The 19,899-nt window shown below is 71.3% G+C and carries 16 protein-coding genes and 1 pseudogene; 5 read left to right on the top strand and 12 right to left on the bottom strand.

Going from position 1 to position 19,899, the window contains the following annotated elements:
• Positions 1 to 51: 51 nt before the first annotated feature.
• On the bottom strand, positions 52 to 1,353 hold the full coding sequence (locus tag ACIQVL_RS17080) for a nitrate/nitrite transporter (protein WP_403475659.1): 1,302 nt from the start codon (positions 1,351 to 1,353) through the stop codon (positions 52 to 54).
• Complete coding sequence (locus tag ACIQVL_RS17075; RefSeq protein WP_382725302.1) at positions 1,350 to 2,000, bottom strand: GntR family transcriptional regulator; 651 nt, start codon at positions 1,998 to 2,000, stop codon at positions 1,350 to 1,352. The genes ACIQVL_RS17080 and ACIQVL_RS17075 overlap by 4 nt, the downstream gene beginning before the upstream one ends.
• Before the next feature lie 197 nt (positions 2,001 to 2,197).
• Here ACIQVL_RS17075 and ACIQVL_RS17070 point away from each other — a divergent pair, with 197 nt between their 5' ends.
• Positions 2,198 to 3,097 carry a D-alanyl-D-alanine carboxypeptidase family protein gene (locus ACIQVL_RS17070; protein ID WP_403475658.1) on the top strand — a complete coding sequence of 300 codons (900 nt, stop codon included), beginning with the start codon at positions 2,198 to 2,200 and terminating at the stop codon, positions 3,095 to 3,097.
• 116 nt (positions 3,098 to 3,213) lie between these two features.
• On the opposite strand, the gene ACIQVL_RS17065 is transcribed toward ACIQVL_RS17070, so the two are convergent.
• Complete coding sequence (locus ACIQVL_RS17065) at positions 3,214 to 4,452, bottom strand: RNA-guided endonuclease InsQ/TnpB family protein (RefSeq protein ID WP_403428640.1); 1,239 nt, start codon at positions 4,450 to 4,452, stop codon at positions 3,214 to 3,216.
• A 129-nt stretch (positions 4,453 to 4,581) separates the two neighbouring features.
• Here ACIQVL_RS17065 and ACIQVL_RS17060 point away from each other — a divergent pair.
• A pseudogene (locus tag ACIQVL_RS17060) lies at positions 4,582 to 4,818 on the top strand (Bro-N domain-containing protein); the annotation flags it as partial.
• Between the two features lie 240 nt (positions 4,819 to 5,058).
• Here ACIQVL_RS17060 and ACIQVL_RS17055 read toward each other — a convergent pair.
• Genes ACIQVL_RS17055 through pdhA form a run of 3 tightly spaced genes read right to left on the bottom strand, consistent with a single transcriptional unit; the run spans position 5,059 to position 8,715 of the window.
• On the bottom strand, positions 5,059 to 6,510 hold the full coding sequence (locus tag ACIQVL_RS17055; RefSeq protein ID WP_403475657.1) for a dihydrolipoamide acetyltransferase family protein: 1,452 nt from the start codon (positions 6,508 to 6,510) through the stop codon (positions 5,059 to 5,061).
• A 10-nt stretch (positions 6,511 to 6,520) separates the two neighbouring features.
• Positions 6,521 to 7,501 (bottom strand): alpha-ketoacid dehydrogenase subunit beta, encoded by a 981-nt coding sequence (locus tag ACIQVL_RS17050; RefSeq protein ID WP_403475656.1) that lies wholly within the window; start codon positions 7,499 to 7,501, stop codon positions 6,521 to 6,523.
• A 2-nt stretch (positions 7,502 to 7,503) separates the two neighbouring features.
• Positions 7,504 to 8,715 carry a pyruvate dehydrogenase (acetyl-transferring) E1 component subunit alpha gene (gene pdhA, locus ACIQVL_RS17045; RefSeq protein ID WP_403428632.1) on the bottom strand — a complete coding sequence of 404 codons (1,212 nt, stop codon included), beginning with the start codon at positions 8,713 to 8,715 and terminating at the stop codon, positions 7,504 to 7,506.
• Positions 8,716 to 9,244: 529 nt separating this feature from the next.
• On the opposite strand from pdhA, the gene ACIQVL_RS17040 reads away from it, so the two are divergent.
• A complete protein-coding gene (locus ACIQVL_RS17040) occupies positions 9,245 to 10,288 on the top strand; it encodes a phosphotransferase (RefSeq protein ID WP_403475655.1) in 1,044 nt (347 codons plus the stop codon).
• Between the two features lie 51 nt (positions 10,289 to 10,339).
• On the opposite strand, the gene ACIQVL_RS17035 is transcribed toward ACIQVL_RS17040, so the two are convergent.
• Complete coding sequence (locus ACIQVL_RS17035; protein WP_403428628.1) at positions 10,340 to 11,929, bottom strand: protein kinase; 1,590 nt, start codon at positions 11,927 to 11,929, stop codon at positions 10,340 to 10,342.
• 318 nt (positions 11,930 to 12,247) lie between these two features.
• On the opposite strand from ACIQVL_RS17035, the gene ACIQVL_RS17030 reads away from it, so the two are divergent.
• Positions 12,248 to 13,933 carry a protein kinase gene (locus tag ACIQVL_RS17030; RefSeq protein ID WP_403475654.1) on the top strand — a complete coding sequence of 562 codons (1,686 nt, stop codon included), beginning with the start codon at positions 12,248 to 12,250 and terminating at the stop codon, positions 13,931 to 13,933.
• Between the two features lie 99 nt (positions 13,934 to 14,032).
• Here the strand turns inward: ACIQVL_RS17030 and ACIQVL_RS17025 are convergent, their stop codons facing one another.
• Positions 14,033 to 14,572, bottom strand: a complete 540-nt coding sequence (locus ACIQVL_RS17025; protein WP_351486401.1) for a bacterial proteasome activator family protein — start codon at positions 14,570 to 14,572, stop codon at positions 14,033 to 14,035.
• 188 nt (positions 14,573 to 14,760) lie between these two features.
• Between ACIQVL_RS17025 and ACIQVL_RS17020 the strand changes: the two genes are divergently transcribed.
• Complete coding sequence (locus ACIQVL_RS17020) at positions 14,761 to 15,414, top strand: hypothetical protein (RefSeq protein WP_403475653.1); 654 nt, start codon at positions 14,761 to 14,763, stop codon at positions 15,412 to 15,414.
• A 4-nt stretch (positions 15,415 to 15,418) separates the two neighbouring features.
• Here ACIQVL_RS17020 and ACIQVL_RS17015 read toward each other — a convergent pair whose 3' ends face one another.
• The 4 genes from ACIQVL_RS17015 to ACIQVL_RS17000 form a co-directional block, all read right to left on the bottom strand.
• A complete protein-coding gene (locus ACIQVL_RS17015; protein WP_403428623.1) occupies positions 15,419 to 16,399 on the bottom strand; it encodes an NAD(P)H-quinone oxidoreductase in 981 nt (326 codons plus the stop codon).
• A 63-nt stretch (positions 16,400 to 16,462) separates the two neighbouring features.
• A complete protein-coding gene (locus ACIQVL_RS17010; RefSeq protein WP_403428621.1) occupies positions 16,463 to 17,560 on the bottom strand; it encodes a potassium channel family protein in 1,098 nt (365 codons plus the stop codon).
• The gene (locus tag ACIQVL_RS17005; RefSeq protein ID WP_403428619.1) at positions 17,557 to 18,954 is read right to left on the bottom strand and encodes a molybdopterin molybdotransferase MoeA; all 1,398 of its coding nucleotides are present in this window, start codon (positions 18,952 to 18,954) and stop codon (positions 17,557 to 17,559) included. Before ACIQVL_RS17005 ends, ACIQVL_RS17010 begins: the two co-directional genes overlap by 4 nt.
• On the bottom strand, positions 18,951 to 19,847 hold the full coding sequence (locus ACIQVL_RS17000) for an NTP transferase domain-containing protein (protein WP_403475652.1): 897 nt from the start codon (positions 19,845 to 19,847) through the stop codon (positions 18,951 to 18,953). The genes ACIQVL_RS17005 and ACIQVL_RS17000 overlap by 4 nt, the downstream gene beginning before the upstream one ends.
• Positions 19,848 to 19,899: the final 52 nt, after the last annotated feature.

The following is a 19,899-nucleotide window of genomic DNA, read 5'->3' as shown; positions in this document are numbered from 1 at the left end:
GGTGGGAGCGCACCGCACCCGACCACGCACGGAAAGCCGCCGACGGCGAAGTCACGCAGGTACGTGCACCGTCTCCACCCGGCTCGCCACCAGCCGTTCCCGCTCCCGCCGGACCGCCCGCCCCCGCAACCGCAGGATCTGGCTCACCCCCAGCGCCTGCAGCACGAACACGCACGAGAAGGCCACCGAGTAGTTGTCACCGGTGGCGTCCAGCAGCACCCCCACCGCGAACAGCGTCGTCATCGAAGCCGTGAAACCACCCATGTTGGTGATCCCGGACGCGGTCCCCTGCCGCTCGGGCGGGTTGGCGGGCCGCGCGAAGTCGAAGCCGATCATCGACGCCGGTCCGCACGCGCCCAGCACCGCGCACAGCACCACCAGCAGCCACATCGGCGCATGGTCCGCCGGATACACCAGCGTCGCCGCCCACACCACGGCCGTCGCCCCGACCGTGCCCAGCACCAGCGGCAGCCGCGCCGCGTGGTGGCGGGCGAGGATCTGGCCGTAGACGAGGCCGATCACCATGTTGGAGAGGACGACCAGGGTCAGCAGTTCACCGGCGGTGGCGCGGGACAGCCCCTGCGCCTGGACCAGGAACGGCAGCCCCCACAGCAGCAGGAACACCATCGCCGGGAACTGGGTGGTGAAGTGCACCCACAGCCCCAGCCGGGTCCCCGGCTCCCGCCAGGACGCGGCGATCTGCTTGCGTATGTACCCCGCCCCCTGGTGCGGGAAGGGCTCCGGCTCGTACCCCTCGGGGTGGTCCTTGAGGAGGCACAGGACGAGGACCAGCACGACCGCACCCGCGAACGCGCTGCCCGCGAACGCGGGGGTCCAGCCGATGCCGTGCAGCAGCCGGGCCAGGACCAGCGTGGAGACGAGGTTGCCCGCCATGCCGACGAGACCGGCGAGCTGGGCGACGAGCGGGCCGCGCCGGGCCGGGAACCAACGGGTGCCGAGCCGCAGCACGCTGATGAACGTCATCGCGTCACCGCAGCCGAGCAGCGCGCGCGAGGCGAGCGCGGTGCCGTAGGACGGGGAGAAGGCGAAGCCCAGCTGCCCGGCGGTGAACAGCACGGCGCCGATGGACAGGACCTTCTTCGTGCCGAGGCGGTCGACCAGCAGGCCGACGGGTATCTGCATGCCGGCGTAGACCAGCAGCTGGAGTATCGAGAACGTGGACAGCGCCGAGGCGCCCACGTGGAAGCGGTCGGCCGCGTCGAGGCCGGCGACCCCGAGGGAGGTACGGAAGATGACGGCGACGAAGTAGACCGAGACGCCTGTGCTCCAGACCACCACGGCCCGGCGGCCGCCGGGCGGGTCTCCGGGCAGCGACACGCTGTCGCGGCTCATCGGACCTCACCCCGCGCCAGGTGCGCGAACCAGTCGACGTGCCGGTGCACGAGGCCGACCGCGCGCTCGGCGTCCCCGGCTCGCAGCGCGTCCAGGATCTCCTCGTGCTCGGTCAGCGACTTGGCGATGCGGTCGGGGTGCGCGTGCATGATCGCGACGCCCATCCGCAACTGGCGGTCGCGCAGCTGGTCGTAGAGGCGGGAGAGGATCTCGTTGCCGCCGTCGCGGACGATCGCGGCGTGGAAGCAGCGGTCGGTGACGGCCGCGGCGGCCAGATCGCCCGCGGCGGCCTCGGCCTTCTGCCGGTCGAGCAGTTCCTGGAGCCGGGCCACCAGCCCCGCCGAGGCCGGTACGGCCTTGCGCACGGCGTGCTCCTCGACCAGCATCCGGGTCTCCACCACGTCCGCGATCTCCTGTGCGGAGACCGGCAGCACCATGGCGCCCTTCTTCGGGTAGAGCTTGATCAGGCCCTCGACCTCGAGCCGCAGCAGCGCTTCCCGTACCGGGGTGCGGGAGACTCCCACGGCCTCGGCCAGCTCGCCCTCGGTGAGGAGCGTGCCGCCTTCGTAGTGGCGGTCAAGGACGCCTTGCTTGACGTGGGAGTAGACGCGGTCGGCGGCGGGGGGCTGCTTGACGGCCAGGCTCATGCCCACAGCTTAGATACAACACGTACGCAAGCGGCACGCTCGTCCACCATCCGGACGTGATGTAAATCGCTCTCAGCAGCTGCACAACCATCTGTGCTACTTACATGTCACACACGTGCGGCCCCATTCGCTTCGGCACCCCCAACTCGGCCGCACGCCAGGGGCATTACGACTCGACTCGACTCGGGGTATTTCAGTTGATTACCGGTATTAAGGGCACTCGCCTCCGCAAGGCCGCCGCCGTCGCCGTCACGTCCGGCGCGCTGCTGGCGACCGGGGCCCTCACCGCGGCGCCCGCGCAGGCCGTCACCGCGCCCAGCATCACCGCCAAGGGCGGATTCCTGATGAACAGCGCGACGGGCAAGACCCTCTTCGCCAAGGCTGCCGACACGAAGCGGCTTACGGCCTCCACCACGAAGGTCATGACCGCGAAGGTCGTCCTCTCGCAGTCGAATCTGAACCTGGACACCAAGGTCACGGTCAAGCAGGCGGTCAGCGACTACATCGTCTCCACGGGTGCGTCGTCGGCCGGCTTGATCGTCGGCGACAAGGTCAAGGTCCGCGACCTGCTCTACGGGATGATGCTGCCGTCCGGCTGCGACGCCGCGATGGTGCTGGCCGACAAGTTCGGCTCTGGCTCGACGGTCTCGGCCCGCACCAAGAACTTCATCTCCAAGATGAACACCATGGCCAAGAGCCTGGGGATGACGAACACTCACTTCGACTCGTTCGACGGGATCAGCAACGGCTCCAACTACTCGACGCCGCGCGACCTGACGAAGGTCGCGCGGAGCGTGATGAAGAACTCCACGTTCAAGACCGTCGTGAAGACCAAGTCGTACACGGCGAAGACGATCACGAAGACCGGCTCCACCCGCACGATGAAGACCTGGACGAACACCAACACGCTGCTCGGTTGGAACGGCACGCTCGGCATCAAGACAGGTTCCGGCACCGAGGCCAAGTACTGCCTCGTCTTTGCCGCCACGAAGAACGGCGAGTCGGTGATGGGAGCCGTCATGACCGCCTCCTCGGCAGCCAACCGCACCACTGACGTGAAGAAGCTCATCAACTACGGCTACGCCAAGATCAGCTGACGCACCGTATGCACAGCCGCTGGGCCCGCCGCCGCTGCGGCGGGCCTTCGCCTTTTTCGGCCTCCTCCATCACCCAGCGCGCGACGGACGCCACGAAGCTCGTCAACGGCCCGGGGCTAAAGTCCTGGGCTTGCACAACGGGCGCCACTGGGTGTGGTGCTGCGTTTGCGTCCTGTCCCACGGCCCGGTTCGGGAAGTGGGGCTGGGGCGGTTGACTGCGCCCCGCGTCGCCACAACTCCCACGCTCTGGCGCGGATGTTGCGGGAGCCGTTGCGGTCTGCATGATCAACGAATCCGCAGGACCGGCACGCGAACCAGGCCTGGGAGACCCGGTTCGCCTTGTCTGTGTGTCCGCACTCGGCGCAGGTGCGGGAGGTGTACGCCGGATCGACGTATACCACGGGCACCCCCGCCTTGCGGGCCTTGTACGCGATGAACTGCCCCAGCTGGGAGAAGGCCCAGCTGGAGTGGGTGGCCCGTTGGGGCTTGCGAAGCCGTACCCGTTCACGGATGCCCGTCAGGTCCTCCAGGGCGATCCCGCGACCGGTGCGTTCTGCCTCGGCCACCACATACTTCGCGATCTTGTGGTTGATGTCCTTCGCCCGCCGCGCTTCCTTGCGCCGCCGCTTCATCAGCCGGCGCCTGGCGGACGGGGTGTTCTTCTTCTGCAGCTTGGCACGGAGTGTGCGCTCCCGGCTGCGGATGCGGTTGAGCTCCCGTCCGGCCATGATCTCACCGTCGCTGGTCGTGGCGATGTTGACGATGCCCAGGTCGATACCGAGGAAGTCCACCGGGCTGGTGTTCGGATCGGCTTCGGGGACCTCGCAGGTAGCGTTCAGGAACCACATGCCGTCCCGCCACAGCAGGTCGGACTCGCCCCTGCGGTACAGGGCCAGCGTGGCCAGCTGTTCCGGTGAGGCGGTGAACGCCACGTCCTTGACCCGCCCGGCGGTCGTCCAGACCGAGATCCGGCGCCAGTCGATCTGCCAGGACAGCATCCGGTCGTCGTAGGGCTGCGCGCCATCCGGACGGAAGGCGACCGGCTTGCCTGTCGCCCGGCGGTAGCGCTTCGAGCCCGGCCTGCCCAGGTTCCCGGCCTTCAGGTTGGCCTTCAGCGTGGCATACGCGTCGCAGGTCTTCTTGATGACGTGCTGGGCGGCCTGCGCACCCAGCCCCCAGCGGGCCTTGATCTCACCGTACGTGTGCTCGCGCAGCACGAAGTTGCTCTTCACATCCTTCTCGAACGCCACACCGCTGGCCCAGGTCGCCGCTTCGTTGCAGGCACGTAGCGTCGCCTCCAGCGCCGCCGCCTGCACGGGCGTCGGAAGCAATTTGACCTGCACCATCAGCTTCACGATCACAGAACCTACACACCCGTTTGACTGCCCGCCGTACGTTCACCATGCGTCACCCGACAGAGTGAACCCGTCATCATCAGCGACTTCGTGTACGCGGCGACCGGAGCGCGCGTACGACGGCTGACCATGCCGGAAGGCACTCATTGGTTTCCGGCGGTGGATGTCTGCAACCGGTTGAGACACACCAACCCGCAGAAGGCACTCTCCGACCATGTCCCAGAAGACCATCGAGAGATTCTTGAGACCCTAACTGGAGGTTACGGTCTCAGCATTCCCGCAGGTAGGGAGTGGCGCCGAGACCTGAATGTCATCTCTCTGCAGGGTCTCATCCTTCTCGTCAACGCCTGCACCAACCCCGCCTGCATTCACTCGCGGGGCGGGACGGAGGAGGGGGCACCGGTCTACGTGCTCAACCAGCTCTAAAGGGAGTGGGCGGTCGCAATCCATAGGTGCGGCCGTCCTCCGTCAGCCTATTCCCCCAGGCCGAGAGTGTCCGCGAGACCGTAAGGAGAACTGACACTCTCAGCGTTTACGCAGGTCAAAGAAGGGCGAGACCGTGACTGGAAGTCACGGTCTCGCCCTTCTCTCACGTCTCCCCGGGGTTCACCCCCAGGTGATCAGCCTCTTCGGCTGTTCCAGGATCGCCGCGATGTCCGCCAGGACCTTGGAGCCCAGCTCCCCGTCCACAAGCCGGTGATCGAAACTCAGCGCCAGTGTCGTGACCTGACGCGGCTTCACCTTGCCCTTGTGGACCCACGGCTGGAGCTTGATCGCGCCAACCGCCAGGATCGCCGCCTCGCCCGGGTTGAGGATCGGCGTGCCCGTGTCGATGCCGAAGACGCCGACGTTGGTGATGGTCACCGTGCCGCCCTGCATCGCGGCGGGTGACGTCTTGCCGTCCCTGGCCGTCCCGACCAGCTCACCGAGCGCCTCCGCCAGTTGCGGGAGCGTCTTCGCGTGGGCGTCCTTGATGTTCGGCACGATCAGGCCGCGCGGGGTGGCCGCGGCGATGCCCAGGTTGACGTAGTGCTTGAGCACGATCTCCTGGTTGGCCTCGTCCCAGGACGCGTTGATGTCCGGGTTGCGCTTGATGGCGACCAGCAACGCCTTCGCGATGAGGAGGAGGGGGTTGACCCGGAGGCCCTGCAGGTCCTTGTCCTGCTTAAGCTCCTCCACCAGCCTCATCGTGCGGGTCACGTCCACCGTCACGAACTCCGTGACGTGCGGGGCCGTGAACGCCGAGCCCACCATCGCCGCCGCCGTCGCCTTGCGGACCCCCTTGATGGGGATGCGGGTCTCGCGGGCGTCGCCGGGAGAGGCGGCCGCCGGGGTCACGGCGGTCTCAGGGGCCGGCGGCTGCGGCACACCCGCCGGTACGGCCGTCGGCGCCGTCACCGCCGCGTGCACGTCGTCGCGCGTGATGACGCCGTCCGGGCCGGACGGGGTCACCGTGGCCAGGTCGACGCCCAGGTCCTTCGCCAGCTTGCGCACCGGCGGCTTGGCCAGCGGGCGCGGGCGCTCCTCCGCCACGGCCGGGGCGGGGACCGGTGCGGCCACGGCCGGAGCGGGGACCGGCGCCGGGCCGTGGCCGTTCAGCTCCTGCTGGACCGCCGCCTGGACCGTCGCCTCGGCGGCCGTGCTCCCGGGGTCCTTGCGCGGGCGGCGCTTGGTCGAGGAGGCCGCCACGCCGTAGCCGACGAGGACCGGCTGACGGCCCTCCGGCTTCTTCTCGGGCTCCGGCGCCGTGGCCGGGGCCGGGGCCGGGGCCGGGGCGGGCTCCACGGCCGGCGCCCCGCCCGACACGTCCACCGCGATGATCGCGGTGCCCACGTCCACCGTGGTGCCCTCGGCGAAGCGCAGCTCGCGGACCACGCCGTCATAGGGGATGGGGAGTTCGACGGCCGCCTTCGCGGTCTCGACCTCGCACACCACCTGGCCGTCGGTGACCGTGTCGCCGGGCTGGACGTACCACTTGAGGATCTCCGCCTCGGTGAGCCCCTCGCCCACGTCCGGCATCTTGAACTCGCGTACGGACGCTTCCGTCATCGTCGTCACGACCCTCTCCTCAGTACGCCAGGGCACGGTCGACGGCGTCGAGCACCCGGTCAAGGCCCGGAAGGTACTCCTCCTCCAGGCGGGCCGGCGGGTAGGGCGCGTGGTAGCCGCCGACCCTGAGGACCGGGGCCTCCAGGTGGTAGAAGCAGCGCTCGGTGATGCGGGCGGCGATCTCCGCGCCCGATCCGAAGAACACCGGTGCCTCGTGGACCACGACCAGGCGGCGGGTCTTCTCGACCGAGGCCTGGATCGAGTCGAAGTCCAGCGGGGAGACGGACCGCAGGTCCAGGACCTCCAGGGACTTGCCCTCCTCGGCGGCCGCGTCGGCGGCCTCCTGGCAGAGCTTCACCATCGGGCCGTAGGCGGCGAGGGTGAGGTCGGTGCCCTCGCGGACCACGCGGGCCTTGTGCAGCGGGCCCGGGATGGCCTCCGTGTTGACCTCGCCCTTGTCCCAGTAGCGGCGCTTGGGCTCGAAGAAGATCACCGGGTCGTCGCTCTGGATGGCCTGCTGCATCATCCAGTAGGCGTCCGAGGAGTTGGACGGGGAGACGATCTTGAGTCCGGCCACGTGCGCGAAGAGCGCCTCGGGGGACTCGGAGTGGTGCTCGACCGCGCCGATGCCGCCGCCGTAGGGGATGCGGACGACGACCGGCATCTTGACCTTGCCGAGCGACCGGGCGTGCATCTTCGCGAGCTGGGTGACGATCTGGTCGTACGCCGGGAAGACGAAGCCGTCGAACTGGATCTCCACCACCGGGCGGTAGCCGCGCAGGGCGAGGCCGATCGCGGTGCCGACGATGCCGGACTCGGCGAGGGGGGTGTCGATGACGCGGCTGTCGCCGAAGTCCTTCTGCAGGCCGTCGGTGACCCGGAAGACACCGCCGAGCTTGCCGACGTCCTCGCCCATGACGAGGACCTTGGGGTCCGATTCCAGGGCGCGGCGCAGCGACTCGTTGATCGCCTTGGCCAGAGCCATCTTTTCCGCTGCCATGGTCAGACCCCCTCTACGTCCGCGAACGACGCCTGGTAGGCGGCGAACTGGGCTCGCTCCTCGTCGACGAGCGCATGCCCGTCGGCGTACACGTTCTCGAAGATGGCGAAGTTGTCCGGGTCCGGCATGGCCCGTACCGCTTCGCGCACTCGCCTGCCCAACGCCTCGGACTCGGTCTCGAGTTCCGCGAAGAATCCGTCGTCCGCGTGGTTTGCGGCCTCCAGGAACCGGCGCAGGCGCAGGATCGGGTCCTTGGCCTCCCAGGCCTCGCGCTCCTCGTCGGCCCGGTACTTGGTCGGGTCGTCGGAGGTGGTGTGGGCGCCCATCCGGTAGGTGTACGCCTCGACGAGCGTCGGGCCCTCGCCGCTGCGGGCCCGCTCCAGCGCCCACTTGGTGACCGCGAGGCAGGCCAGCACGTCGTTGCCGTCGACCCGGACGCCGGGGAAGCCGAAGCCCTGGGCGCGCTGGTAGAGCGGGACGCGCGTCTGCTTCTCGGTCGGCTCGGAGATCGCCCACTGGTTGTTCTGGCAGAAGAACACCACCGGGGCGTTGTAGACCGCGGCGAAGGTGAACGATTCGGCGACGTCGCCCTGGCTGGAGGCGCCGTCGCCGAAGTAGGCGACGACCGCCGAGTCCGCGCCGTCCTTGGCGACGCCCATCGCGTAGCCGGTGGCGTGCAGCGTCTGGGAGCCGATGACGATCGTGTAGAGGTGGAAGTTGTTGCTGTTGGGGTCCCAGCCGCCGTGGTTGACGCCGCGGAACATGCCCAGCAGGTTGGTCGGGTCGACCCCGCGGCACCAGGCGACACCGTGCTCGCGGTAGGTCGGGAAGACGTAGTCGTCCTCGCGGGTGGCCCGCCCGGAGCCGATCTGGGCGGCCTCCTGGCCGAGCAGGGACGCCCACAGGCCCAGTTCGCCCTGCCGCTGCAGGGCGGTGGCCTCGGCGTCGAAGCGACGGGTGAGCACCATGTCGCGGTACAGACCGCGCAGCTCCTCGGGGGTGATCCCGGCGACGTACGCGTCGTACTCGGCGTTCTTGACCCGCTTGCCCTCGGGGGTCAGCAGCTGCACGAGCTCGGGTTCCGTGCTCTTCTTCGCGGTGCGGCTGGTGGTGGTACGAGTGGTGCGCTTGGTGCCGGTCTTGCTGCCGGTGGTACCGGCTTTGCCTGCGGCGCTGCGTCGCGGTTCGCTCGCGGCACTGCTGTCCACGGTCACGTGTGCTCCTCCGTCGGTCCGGCCCCCGGGGTTGCCGGGTGAACCAGTGCGGCTCACCTGCTTCCGACACCCGTGGCACGGGGTGTGTGCCACTCGGCCGGGAACAGGCGTGACAGGTGCCCCGGCGAGCGCCCTGCAAGATGCACGTTACCCAGTGCCCCACATTTCTGTGAAACCCCTCCTGACCTGCGTTTTTGCTTGGAAATCCAAGTATTTTTTGCTTGGGTTTCCTAGTAGGTCGACGCGGGTCGGAAGGTTGCTGGTCAGAGCCTTGCAGGAGGCCGGAGCTACGGCACGTTATCCCGCCGGCCGGGGCCACGGGAAGACATCGAGGTTCCCGGTCTGCTCACCGACGGCCGGGCGCGCGCCGAGTGCGGCGCCGTGACCCTACGCCCCGCACCACGCTTCCGGGGACCGTATTTCGCACTTGTATTCGCCGCGGCCCATCGCATGACCGAAAGCGACCATCGGCGACTGCCTGTGACAACGCCCAGCTCACAGCGCTGGCGCTTGCCCTAGCATCTGCCGCGTGCCGCGCTCATCTGTACCACCCCTCGTTCCTCACGCGCCCCCTCTGGGCGCCCTGCTCCGGCGGTACGCCGCCGGCTCCGCGCTCGCCTGCGAACCGGTCGAACAGGGTCTGCTCAACCGCGGCTACCGCCTCCGCACCACCCGTGGCCGCTACTTCCTGAAGCACCACTTCGACCCCGACACCGCCGACCCGGCCGCCATCGAGCGGCGTCATCTGGCCACCCAGCGGCTGGCCGCCCTGGGCGTCCCGGTCGCCCCGCCTCTCGCCGACCGCGACGGCCGCACGGTGGCCGTCGTCGGCGGCCACGCCTACGCCCTGCACCCCTGGATCGACGGCCGGCACCGGCACGGCGGACAGCTCACGCACGGGGAGTGCACGCGGCTCGGCGCGCTCCTCGGCGCCGTGCACGCCTGCCTGGAGCGCGTGATGCCGCCGAAGGGGCGCACTCGCCCGGCCACCAGCCCGCACCCCGTCGAGAGCGCCGACCCCGCCGACACCTTCGCGCTCATCGACGACCTGCTCGCCCACGTCAGCCGGCACCGCCCCGCCGACGCCTTCGACGAACTCGCCCGCCACCGGCTCCTCGAACGCCGCGCCCTCCTGGAGCAGCACGCCGCCCGGCGCCCGCCGCGCGGCGCCTCGGTGGGCTGGGTGCACGGCGACTTCCACCCGTTCAACCTGCTCTACAAGGACGACGCGCCCGCCGCGATCGTCGACTGGGACCGGCTCGGCGTGCAGCCCCGCGCGGAGGAGGCCGTACGCGCCGCCGCGATCTTCTTCGTGCGCCCGGCGGGAGCGCTCGACCTGCGGAAGGTGCGGGCGTACGCGCGCGCGTACCGGCGCGCGGCCGGGGCCAGGCCCTCGGAGCTCGCGGCGGCCGTGCACCGCGTGTGGTGGGAGCGGCTCAACGACTTCTGGATGCTGCGCTGGCACTACGAGCGGGGCGACACCCGCGCCGACCCCCAGTTCCCGGCCGCCTCGGCGCTCGCCGTGTGGTGGACCGGGGAGTACGACGCGGTGTGCGACGCGTTCGTGCGGTAGCCGCCGCCGGTGACCGGCTGCGGCCGGTCAGCCGAAGGGTGTCGGTGTCCTTCAACCGCCGCCGACACCGGTGCCGGCGATCGAGTTGCCGCCGTCGTCCCCGCCGTTGTCGCCCGTGCCCGTCGTGTCGGAGGGCTGGGTGTCCGGCGAGCTCTCGGTGTCCGTGGGCTGCGAGGCGCTCGCCGTGTCGCTCGGCTCATCGCTCGGCTCGCTGCTCTGGGTCTGGGACTGGGTGTACGACGGGGTCTGCGACGGCGTGTAGTCGGAGTTGTCGTTGTTGCCCGAGCCGCTGTCGTCGGTCGCCGTGTCCGTGGCCGTGTCGCTGACCTCGTCCGACGGGCTGGAGCTGGGCGTCTCGTCCTTGGTGGTCTGCGAGGCGGTCGGGGACTGCGACGTACCCGTGCCGCCGCCGTCGCCGCCACCGCCCTTGTTGAGCGCCAGGGCGACACCCGCCGCGATGGCGATCACCGCGAGGACGGCCAGGATCCACAGCTTGCCGCGGCCGCTGCCCGTGTTGCCGTGCCCCTCGAAACCGCCGTCGTCACCGGCCCCGTAGCCGCCCGGCAGGATCGGCTGCGGAATCTGCGTGGTCCCCGCGCCGGTCGCCGGGTGCGGCATCGCGGTCGTACCGGCGAAACCGGCCGCCGGGGTCTGCCGGCCGTCGTGCACCGTGACCGGGCCGGTGTTCCAGGTGCCGGTGTGGGAACCCTGGTCGTAGAGCATCTGCAGGCCGTACTGGACCAGGCCGCGCATCTCCTCGGCGGTCTGGAAGCGGTCGTCGGGCTCCTTGGCGAGCGAGCGCATGACCAGCCCGTCCAGCTCCGGCGGGGCCGCGCCCTCGGAGGTCCGGGAGGGCGGCATCGGAATGTCCTGGACGTGCTGGTAGACCACCGCCAGCGGGGTCTCGCCGATGAACGGGGGCCGCAGGGCGAGGAGTTCGTAGAGCAGGCAGCCGGTGGCGTACAGGTCGGAGCGGTGGTCGACGGCCTTGCCGAGCGCCTGCTCCGGGGAGAGGTACTGCGGCGTGCCCATGACCATGCCGGTCTGCGTCATCGTGGTGGAGGCGCCGTGCAGGGCGCGGGCGATGCCGAAGTCCATCACCTTGACGGCGCCGTTGTGCGTGATGATCACGTTGGCGGGCTTGATGTCGCGGTGCACGATGCCGTGCTGGTGCGAGTAGGCCAGCGCGTCGAGGACACCGGAGACGATGATCAGGGCCTGCTCGGGACCCGGCGCCTCGGCGTTGATCAGCAGGTCGCGGATGGTGCGGCCCTCGACCAGCTCCATCACGATGTACGGCACGGACTGGCCGCCGACCACGTCCTCGCCGGAGTCGTACACCGCCACGATCGCATGGTGGTTGAGCCCGGCGACCGACTGCGCCTCGCGCGTGAAGCGGGCCTTGGAGACCGGATCCTCGGCGAGGTCGGCCCGGAGCAGCTTCACGGCCACGGTACGGCCGAGCCGTACGTCCTCGGCCGCGAACACCTCGGCCATGCCGCCCCGCCCGAGCCGGTGGGTGAGCCGGTACCGGCCGTCGCCGACCAGGCCCTGGTTGCCCCACATCTCCGGCGCGTCTGACATGCCGCCGCCAGTCGCCTCGGGGTCGGACGGGCCCTGGGCGCTGTGCGTCTGTGCCATCGGTCCTCGCCGTCGTTTCTGCCCGCGGTGCGCGCGGTGTTGTCACGGTCTCCGTCGGCCACGCTACAGCCTCCGCGCAACCCGTCGGTCCGGGATCCGGCCCGTGGACGGACCGGCCATCAAACCCGTACCACTCGTCGTCGTGCAAATTCTGTGTACCGGACGTAGGGCCCCTGTAACGCTTCCGCGGCTGTTCTTTCGCGTACGGTCACGGAACGGGCACCGCGCTTGACGTGCCGGTGCCCTCCGGCAGACTTGGCCGGGAATGGGACATTAGATCAACAAGGGTGCCCGAGTGCCGGGCGGGGGACGGGGAAAATGACCCAGGACGGCGCATACGGCCGTTACGCGGGGCGGGCTCTGGCCGGTGGCCGCTACCAGCTGCGCGACCTGCTCGGCGAGGGCGGCATGGCCTCCGTGCACCTGGCGTACGACTCGGTCCTGGACCGGCAGGTCGCGATCAAGACCCTGCACACCGAGCTCGGCCGGGAACAGGCCTTCCGCGAGCGCTTCCGCCGCGAGGCCCAGGCAGTGGCCAAGCTCACGCACACCAACATCGTCTCCGTCTTCGACACCGGCGAGGACGCGCTCGACGGCATGACGATGCCGTACATCGTCATGGAGTACGTCGAGGGCCGCCCGCTCGGTTCGGTCCTGGACGAGGACGTACGGCAGTACGGCGCGATGCCCGCCGACAAGGCACTGAAGATCACCGCCGACGTGCTGGCCGCGCTGGAGATCAGCCACGAGATGGGGCTGGTCCACCGCGACATCAAGCCCGGCAACGTGATGACGACCAAGCGCGGCGTCGTCAAGGTGATGGACTTCGGCATCGCCCGCGCCATGCAGTCCGGCGTCACCTCGATGACCCAGACCGGCATGGTCGTCGGCACCCCGCAGTACCTCTCCCCCGAGCAGGCGCTGGGCCGGGGCGTGGACGCGCGCTCCGATCTCTACTCGGTCGGCATCATGCTGTTCCAGCTGGTCACGGGGCGGCTGCCGTTCGACGCGGACTCGCCGCTGGCGATCGCCTACGCGCACGTCCAGGAGGAGCCGGTCGCGCCCTCCTCGGTCAACCGTGCCCTGCCCCCGGCCGTGGACGCGCTGGTCGCCCGCGCGCTGAAGAAGAACCCGAACGAGCGCTTCCCGACCGCCGAGTCCATGCGCGACGAGTGCCTGCGGGTCGCGGCCTCGCTGCAGCCGGCCGCGCCCAGCATCGTCCCGGGCATCCCGCCGACGCAGAGCGGCGCCGGGGTCGGCTCCGCGGTGTTCCCGCCGGTCGGCCAGGCGACGCCGGCGCCTCCCGGTCCGGTGCAGACGCCGTACCAGCCGGCCCCGGCCCCGAATCCCTACGGGGCCGGAGGTCCCGCACCCGCCTACGGCTATCCGCAGCAGGCGGGCTACCCGACCCCGGCCGGGTACGCCCAGCCGGCGCCGTCGACCCCGCCGCCGTACAACATCACGCCCCAGGGGCCGTCCGCCGCCGGTGGCGGTGGCGTTGGTGGCGGTGGCGGTGGCGGTGGCGGTGGCGATGGCGGGAAGAGCAACCGGCCGGTGGTCATCGGGTCGATCGCGGTGTCACTCGTCGCGGTGATCGGCCTGGTCGTCGCCCTGGCGCTGAACACCGGCGGCGGCGATGACAACACCGGCGGCAGCGGTGGCGGCGGGGGCAGCAGCGCGAGTGCGGCGGCCTCGCACGCCTCGGGCTACCGCGGGCCCGACACCTCGAAGACCGTCGAGACGACCGAGTGCACCGAACCGCAGGAGTCCTACGACGACCCGGACAAGATCCAGGTCCCGGACTTCAAGTTCAAGTACATCAAGTCGGTCAAGGAGTGCTTCCAGGCCGCCGGCTGGCGGATGAAGATCGTCTCCGTGGACGAGAACACCTACGGCGACGGCGCGGTCATGGAACAGTTCCCGTCCGCCGGCACCGACGTCGACCCGCAGGACATGCCGACCGTCGAGCTCAAGGTGTCGACGGGCAACCCGGCAACGGGCTGACACGGGGCGCTCTGGGGTGGGGCGCCGGCGCGAGGCGCAGTAGAAAGGGCCCGGCGGCTGTCCGCCGGGCCCTTCGCCGTCTCGGGGGTGTCTGGGGGCTTAGAGGTACGGCCCGCCGGAGCGGCCGGCCGGCCCGTGTTCCTCGCCCTCGTGGCCGACGCCCGGGGGCAGCGCGCGCCGCATCGACTCCAGCTGGGCGCGGGCGGCCATCTGCTGGGCGAACAGGGTGGTCTGGATCCCGTGGAACAGCCCCTCCAGCCAGCCCACCAACTGAGCCTGCGCGATGCGCAGTTCCGCGTCCGAAGGGGTCGCGTTCTCGTTGAACGGCAGGGAGAGGCGCTCCAGCTCCTCCACCAGCTCCGGCGCCAGACCGTCCTCCAGCTCCTTCACCGAGCTGGCGTGGATCTCCTTGAGCCTGGCCCGGCTGGCCTCGTCGAGGGGAGCGGCGCGCACCTCCTCGAGGAGCTGCTTGATCATGCTGCCGATCCGCATGACCTTGGCGGGCTGCTCCACCATCTCCGTCACCGGGATCTCGCGGGAGTCCTCGTCCCCGTTGCCGCCACCGAGTGCCATCCCGTCCTGGCCCACGACCAGGATCTGCGGATTCTCGGGCGACCGTTCGTTCCTCGGCATCTCCATGCCGCCATTCTCTCGCACCCCTGCACCTCACCACCGTGGTGCCCCCCATGAGCGCTGATCCACCTTCCAGAACCGCCCCGGACCGGCCGTAGCCCCTTCGGACGCATCAGAAATGCCGGGTTTGTCATCGAATGTGAGGCTGGTGACCGTCGGCCCTGACGACGACTGTGCTCCAGGAGGTCACCGACGTGACTCCAAGGCTGCGTTTCCCCCGCGCCGGTGACCGGCCGCTCGGTCGGGTACGGCCTGCGCTGGTCCGTCCGCTGCTCGTCCGGCTGCTGCTCGCCCTCGCGGCGGTCCTGCTGCCGTGCGGTACGGCGGTCGGGGTGGGCCCGGGGCCGGTGCCCTCGGACTCCGCCCGCGCCTCGGCCACCCCCGAGCCGTCGCTGGCCGGCACCGTGGCGGGCGAGGGACGGTTGCGCCCGGGGCGGCCCCAGGGACCGGGGACGAAGGTCGAGGACCAGGACCCCGACGACCCCGACGACCCCGACGACCCCGACGAGGCCGACGCCCCGGACGACTCCGGCAGCCCGGAGGACCAGGGTGGCGCGGACGACCAGGCCGGTGCGGACGACCAGGGCGGTCCCGGCGAGGGCACGGCGACGGAGTCCGCGGGGAACGGCGCCGGGAGCCCGGCGGCCACCCCCTCCCAGCCGCCCAGGGAGGCCGTCCTGGCGCCCGCCTCGCCCCAGCCGCACCCGACGACGGGCCAGGCGATGGGCCAGGGCCAGGACGACGACACCGAGCCCGTGCTGCAGGTCCTCCCGCTCGGCAGCGGCCTGGTCCTGATCGGCCTCGGGCTCGGCCTCGCCTTCGTCGGCCTGCGGGTACGGCGGGGCTGAGCCGTTACGGGGCGACCAGCACGACCTTGCCGATGTGTTCGCTGGCCTCGACCACCCGATGGGCCTGCGCCGCCTCCGCCATCGGCAGCTCCCGGTCGACGACCGGGCGGACATGGCCCTGGGCGATCAACGGCCACACGTGCTCCCGCACCGCCGCTGCGATGGCCGCCTTCTCGGCAAGCGGACGGGCGCGCAGCGAGGTCGCACTGATCGCGGCCCGCTTGCCGAGCAGCGCGCCGATGTTCAGCTCGCCCTTGACACCGCCCTGCATACCGATGATCGCGAGCCGTCCGTTGACCGCGAGCGCCTGGACGTTGCGGTCCAGGTACTTGGCGCCCATGTTGTCCAGGATGACGTCGGCGCCCGCCCCGTCGGTGGCCTGCTTCACCTCGGCGACGAAGTCCTGCTCGCGGTAGTTGACGAGGATGTCCGCGCCAAGCTCGGCGCAGAAGTCCAGCTTCTCCTTCGTGCCGGCGGTGACCGCGACCTTGGCGCCGACCGCCTTGCCCAGCTGGATCGCCATGGTTCCGATGCCGCTGCTGCCGCCGTGCACGAGCAGGGTCTCGCCGGGGCGCAGGTGGGCGATCATGAAGACGTTCGACCAGACCGTGCAGGCCACCTCGGGCAGCGCCGCGGCCTGCTTCAGGTCCAGGCCCTCGGGCACCGGCATGAGCTGTCCGGCCGGCACCGCGACCTTCTGGGCGTAGCCGCCGCCCGCGAGCAGCGCGCACACCTCGTCGCCGACCGACCAGCCGGAGACACCGGGACCGAGCGCGACGATCCGCCCGGAGCACTCCAGCCCGGGGTACGGGGAGGCACCCGGCGGCGGGTCGTAGTAGCCCTGTCGCTGCATGATGTCGGCGCGGTTGACGGCGCTCGCCACCACCTCGACCAGCGCCTCGCCCTCGCCGGGCACGGGATCGGGGACCTCGTTCCACACCAGCGCCTCGGGCCCACCAGGTTCGGGAATCGTGATCGCATACATGCGGCCGACGCTACCCCCCGTCCGTCCGGCCCCCGCCGGTGACGTCACCGGTGGCTCGCCCGGTCAGGCGCGGGGCAGCGGTCGTACGTCCGGGGCCGTCCGGCTGCCCGGCGAGGCCCGCACGATGGTGATCAGCCGGTCCGTCGCCTCGATGGTGCCGACGGCCGGGTCGTCGTACCCGAGCACCCGGTGTCCGCGTACGACGCTCACCACCAGGTCGGCCGTCTCGCGCGGCGTCCTGCCGACCTCGGCCTTGACCGCCGGGCGTTCCACGAGGTCCAGCCCGCTGCCCTGCTGGATGAGGTCCTCCATGACCATGCCGGCCGCCGGGCTGAGCACGGACAGCCCGAGCAGCCGGCCGGCCGCGCTGGCGCTGGTGATGACGGCGTCGGCGCCGGACTGCTTGAGCAGCGGCGCGTTCTCCTCCTCGCGGACCGCCGCCACGATCTTCGCGGCCTTGTTGAGCTGCCGGGCCGTCAGGGTCACCAGCACGGCCGTGTCGTCACGCTGGGTCGCGATGATGATCTGCCGTGCCCGCTGCACCTCGGCCCGCTTCAGCACCTCGCTGCGGGTCGCATCGCCCATGACCCCCGCGTATCCGTCGGCGGTGGCCGCCTCGATCACCTTGGAGCTCGGGTCGACCACGACCACCTGCTCCTTCTTCAGCCCGGTCGTGCAGACGGTCTGGATCGCCGACCGCCCCTTCGTCCCGAACCCGACGACGACGGTGTGGTCTCGCAAGGCCGACCTCCAGCGGTTCAGGCGCCATTCCTCCCGGGTGCGCTCGGTGAGGACTTCGAGCGTGGTGCCGACCAGGATGATCAGGAACAGCACCCGCAGGGGGGTGATGACGAAGATGTTGGTGAGCCGGGCACCGTCGCTGACCGGGGTGATGTCGCCGTAGCCCGTGGTGGAGAGCGTGACGGTCGCGTAGTAGAAGGCGTCGAGGAGGTCGACCGAGCGGTCGGAGTTGTCGGTGTAGCCGTCGCGGTCGGCGTAGACGATCAACGCGGTGGCGACCAGCACCAGCAGGGCCATGGAGAGCCGCTTGGCGACCTGGCGGACCGGGCGCTCCACCACCTTCGTCGGGAGCTTCACCCGATGGGTCACCAGGTGTTCGTCCGCCTGGCGGGCGATGGCGTCATGGCCGGGAAGTTTCACGTGAAACAGACTCCGATGCCCGCAGCCGCCCACGGCAGGTCGAGGAGTTCCGTCTCCGCGCCCTGCTGTGCTCCGCCCGGTGCCACCACCGCGAGCGCGTCGGCGGCGGCGATGCCGCGGAGCATGGCCGGGCCGTTGTAGTGCAGCGGGACCGCGGTGTCGCCCCGCAGGACGACCGGGATGAGCCGGGTGTCGTACGGATGCCCGTGTGTCGCCTCCGCCAGGGGCACGGTGTACGGCTCCGGGGCCGGGTGGGCGGCGAGGGTGCGCAGCAGGGGTTCGGCGAGGGTGAGCAGGCCGGAGACGGCCGCCAGGGGGTTGCCGGGGAGGCCGACGAGGTGCTGGTTCTCCTTGGTGCGGGCCAGCAGCATGGGGTGGCCGGGGCGCACCTTGACGCCGTCGACGAGGAGTTCGGCGCCGATGCGCTCCAGGGTGGGGTGGATGTGGTCGACCGGGCCGGAGGCGGTGCCGCCCGTGGTGACGACGAGATCGGCCGTCGACGCGGTGATCGCCTTGCGCAGGGCCTTGGCGTCGTCGCCGAGCCGCCGGACGGCGGTGACCTCGGCGCCGAGCGCGCGCAGCCAGGGCGGCAGCATCGGGCCGAGCGCGTCCCGGATGAGGCCGTCGTGCGGCAGTCCTTCGGTGAGCAACTCGTCGCCCAGGATCAGGACTTCGGCACGGGGGCGGGGGACGGCGGTGACGGTGTCGTATCCGGCGGCCGCGGCGAGGCCGAGGACGGCCGGGGTGACCAGGGTGCCGACGGGCAGCAACTGGTCGCCGCTGCGGCACTCCTGGCCGCGCGGGCGGATGTCCTGGCCGTGGATCACCTCGCGGGTGGGGTGCAGCCGGCCCTGGGCGTCGAGACGGCCGTGCTCGCTGCGCAGCACCGCGGTGGTGTCCGCCGGGATCCGGGCGCCGGTGGCGATACGCACCGCCTCGCCGTCGGTGAGCGGCTCGGGCTGCGCGTGCCCGGCCAGTACGCCTTCCTCGCGGACGTCCCAGGGTCCGGGGCCGGCGACCGCCCAGCCGTCCATCGCGGAGGTGTCGAAGGAGGGCAGGTCGGTGAGCGCGTCCAGCGGGACGGCGAGGGTCAGGCCGAGGGCGCCGGCCAGCGGTACCGAGACGGGGGCGCGGCGGGCTCCGGACCGGACGGCGGACCGGGCGGCGCGGGCGGCGGTCTCGCGGGCCTGGGGCCAGGGGGTGGCGCGGTGGCGGTGGGCCGAGTGGCCGCCGTGGGCGTGCGAGCCGTGTTCGCCGTGGCGGGTGGCGGCTGCGGTCGTGTCCTGCCGGGGCTCTCTGGGCTCTCTCACGAGGGCGAGTGCCTCCTCGACGTCGAGATCGTCGTCGGTGTCCGCGGCGGCGGGGGTGCCGGACCGGGTGCCGGGGGCGGTCACCGGCCGGGTCCGGGGGCTGGGTTGCCGGGGCCCGGCCCGTCGGTGCCGGCATCGGCCTCTTCTGCCCAGCGCAGGGCCAGCGCGGCGGCCTTGCGGGCCGCCTCGGCGACCGCCTCGGGACCGCCCTTGCCCTGTGCGGCCGCGTAGCCGACGAGGAAGGTGGTCAGCGGGGCGGCAGGGCGGTCCACGCCGTGCGCGGCGTCCCTGGCCAGGTCGAGCAGAAGGCGGATGTCGACGTCCAGGTCGATGCCCAGTTCGTCCTTGACTGCGGAGATCCATTCATCCAACACGTGCCCATGCTCCCTGATGCGTGCCCTGGCGTCGGCGATGTCGTCCCAGGTGTCGCAGTCGAAGGACGCGAGGGGGTCCGGGACGCGGGTGAGGTTCAGTGCGGCGGTCAGGCGCCGCAGGGGGAGGCCGGTGAGGCCGCGGTCGTCTGCGGCGAGGGCCGACAGCGCGTGGCGCAGCGCCGCTGTCCGGTAGGCCGCCACGAGGGGCTGGTCCCTGCCGTCGGCATCGGTGAGCAGCGCGGCGTCCGCGCCGGTCGTGTGCAGGGCCGACAACAGGCGCCCCACGGTTGCCTCTTGGAGGAACGGGAGGTCGGCGGAGAGGACGAGTGCGCAGTCGGCGGCGGTGTGGCGCAGGCCGGCGTCGAGGGCGGCGACCGGGCCGCCGCCCGGGGGGTCCTCGCGGGTCCAGCGGACCGGGCGGAAGGTGGGGCGGGGGGCTGCCACGACGACGGTCCGGCGGGCGCCGGTGCAGGCCGCGAGGACGCGGTCGAGGAGCGGGCGGCCGCCCACCCGGACGGCGGGTTTGTCGGCTCCGCCGAGGCGCTTTGCGGCGCCGCCGGCCAGCACGATCGCGTCGTAGGGGGGTGGGTCGGTGGCGGTCACCTTTCGAGTATGGGGGGCGTTCTGATCACGGGGAACCGGTGGGAGGCGTGGG

The organism is Streptomyces sp. NPDC090499 (assembly GCF_044769305.1).
Taxonomy (GTDB): Bacteria; Actinomycetota; Actinomycetes; order Streptomycetales; family Streptomycetaceae; genus Streptomyces.
Note: the sequence above shows the minus strand (reverse complement) of the source record. Positions and strands in the feature narration are given on the sequence as shown.

Bases quoted from the DNA above. Each gene is read 5' to 3' on its own strand.
- ACIQVL_RS17080 (WP_403475659.1), bottom strand. From the start codon at position 1,353: ATGAGCCGCGACAGCGTGTCGCTGCCCGGAGACCCGCCCGGCGGCCGC.
- ACIQVL_RS17075 (WP_382725302.1), bottom strand. From the start codon at position 2,000: ATGAGCCTGGCCGTCAAGCAGCCCCCCGCCGCCGACCGCGTCTACTCC.
- ACIQVL_RS17050 (WP_403475656.1), bottom strand. From the start codon at position 7,501: ATGGCAGCGGAAAAGATGGCTCTGGCCAAGGCGATCAACGAGTCGCTG.
- ACIQVL_RS17035 (WP_403428628.1), bottom strand. From the start codon at position 11,929: ATGGCACAGACGCACAGCGCCCAGGGCCCGTCCGACCCCGAGGCGACT.
- ACIQVL_RS17030 (WP_403475654.1), top strand. From the start codon at position 12,248: ATGACCCAGGACGGCGCATACGGCCGTTACGCGGGGCGGGCTCTGGCC.
- ACIQVL_RS17025 (WP_351486401.1), bottom strand. From the start codon at position 14,572: ATGGAGATGCCGAGGAACGAACGGTCGCCCGAGAATCCGCAGATCCTG.
- ACIQVL_RS17015 (WP_403428623.1), bottom strand. From the start codon at position 16,399: ATGTATGCGATCACGATTCCCGAACCTGGTGGGCCCGAGGCGCTGGTG.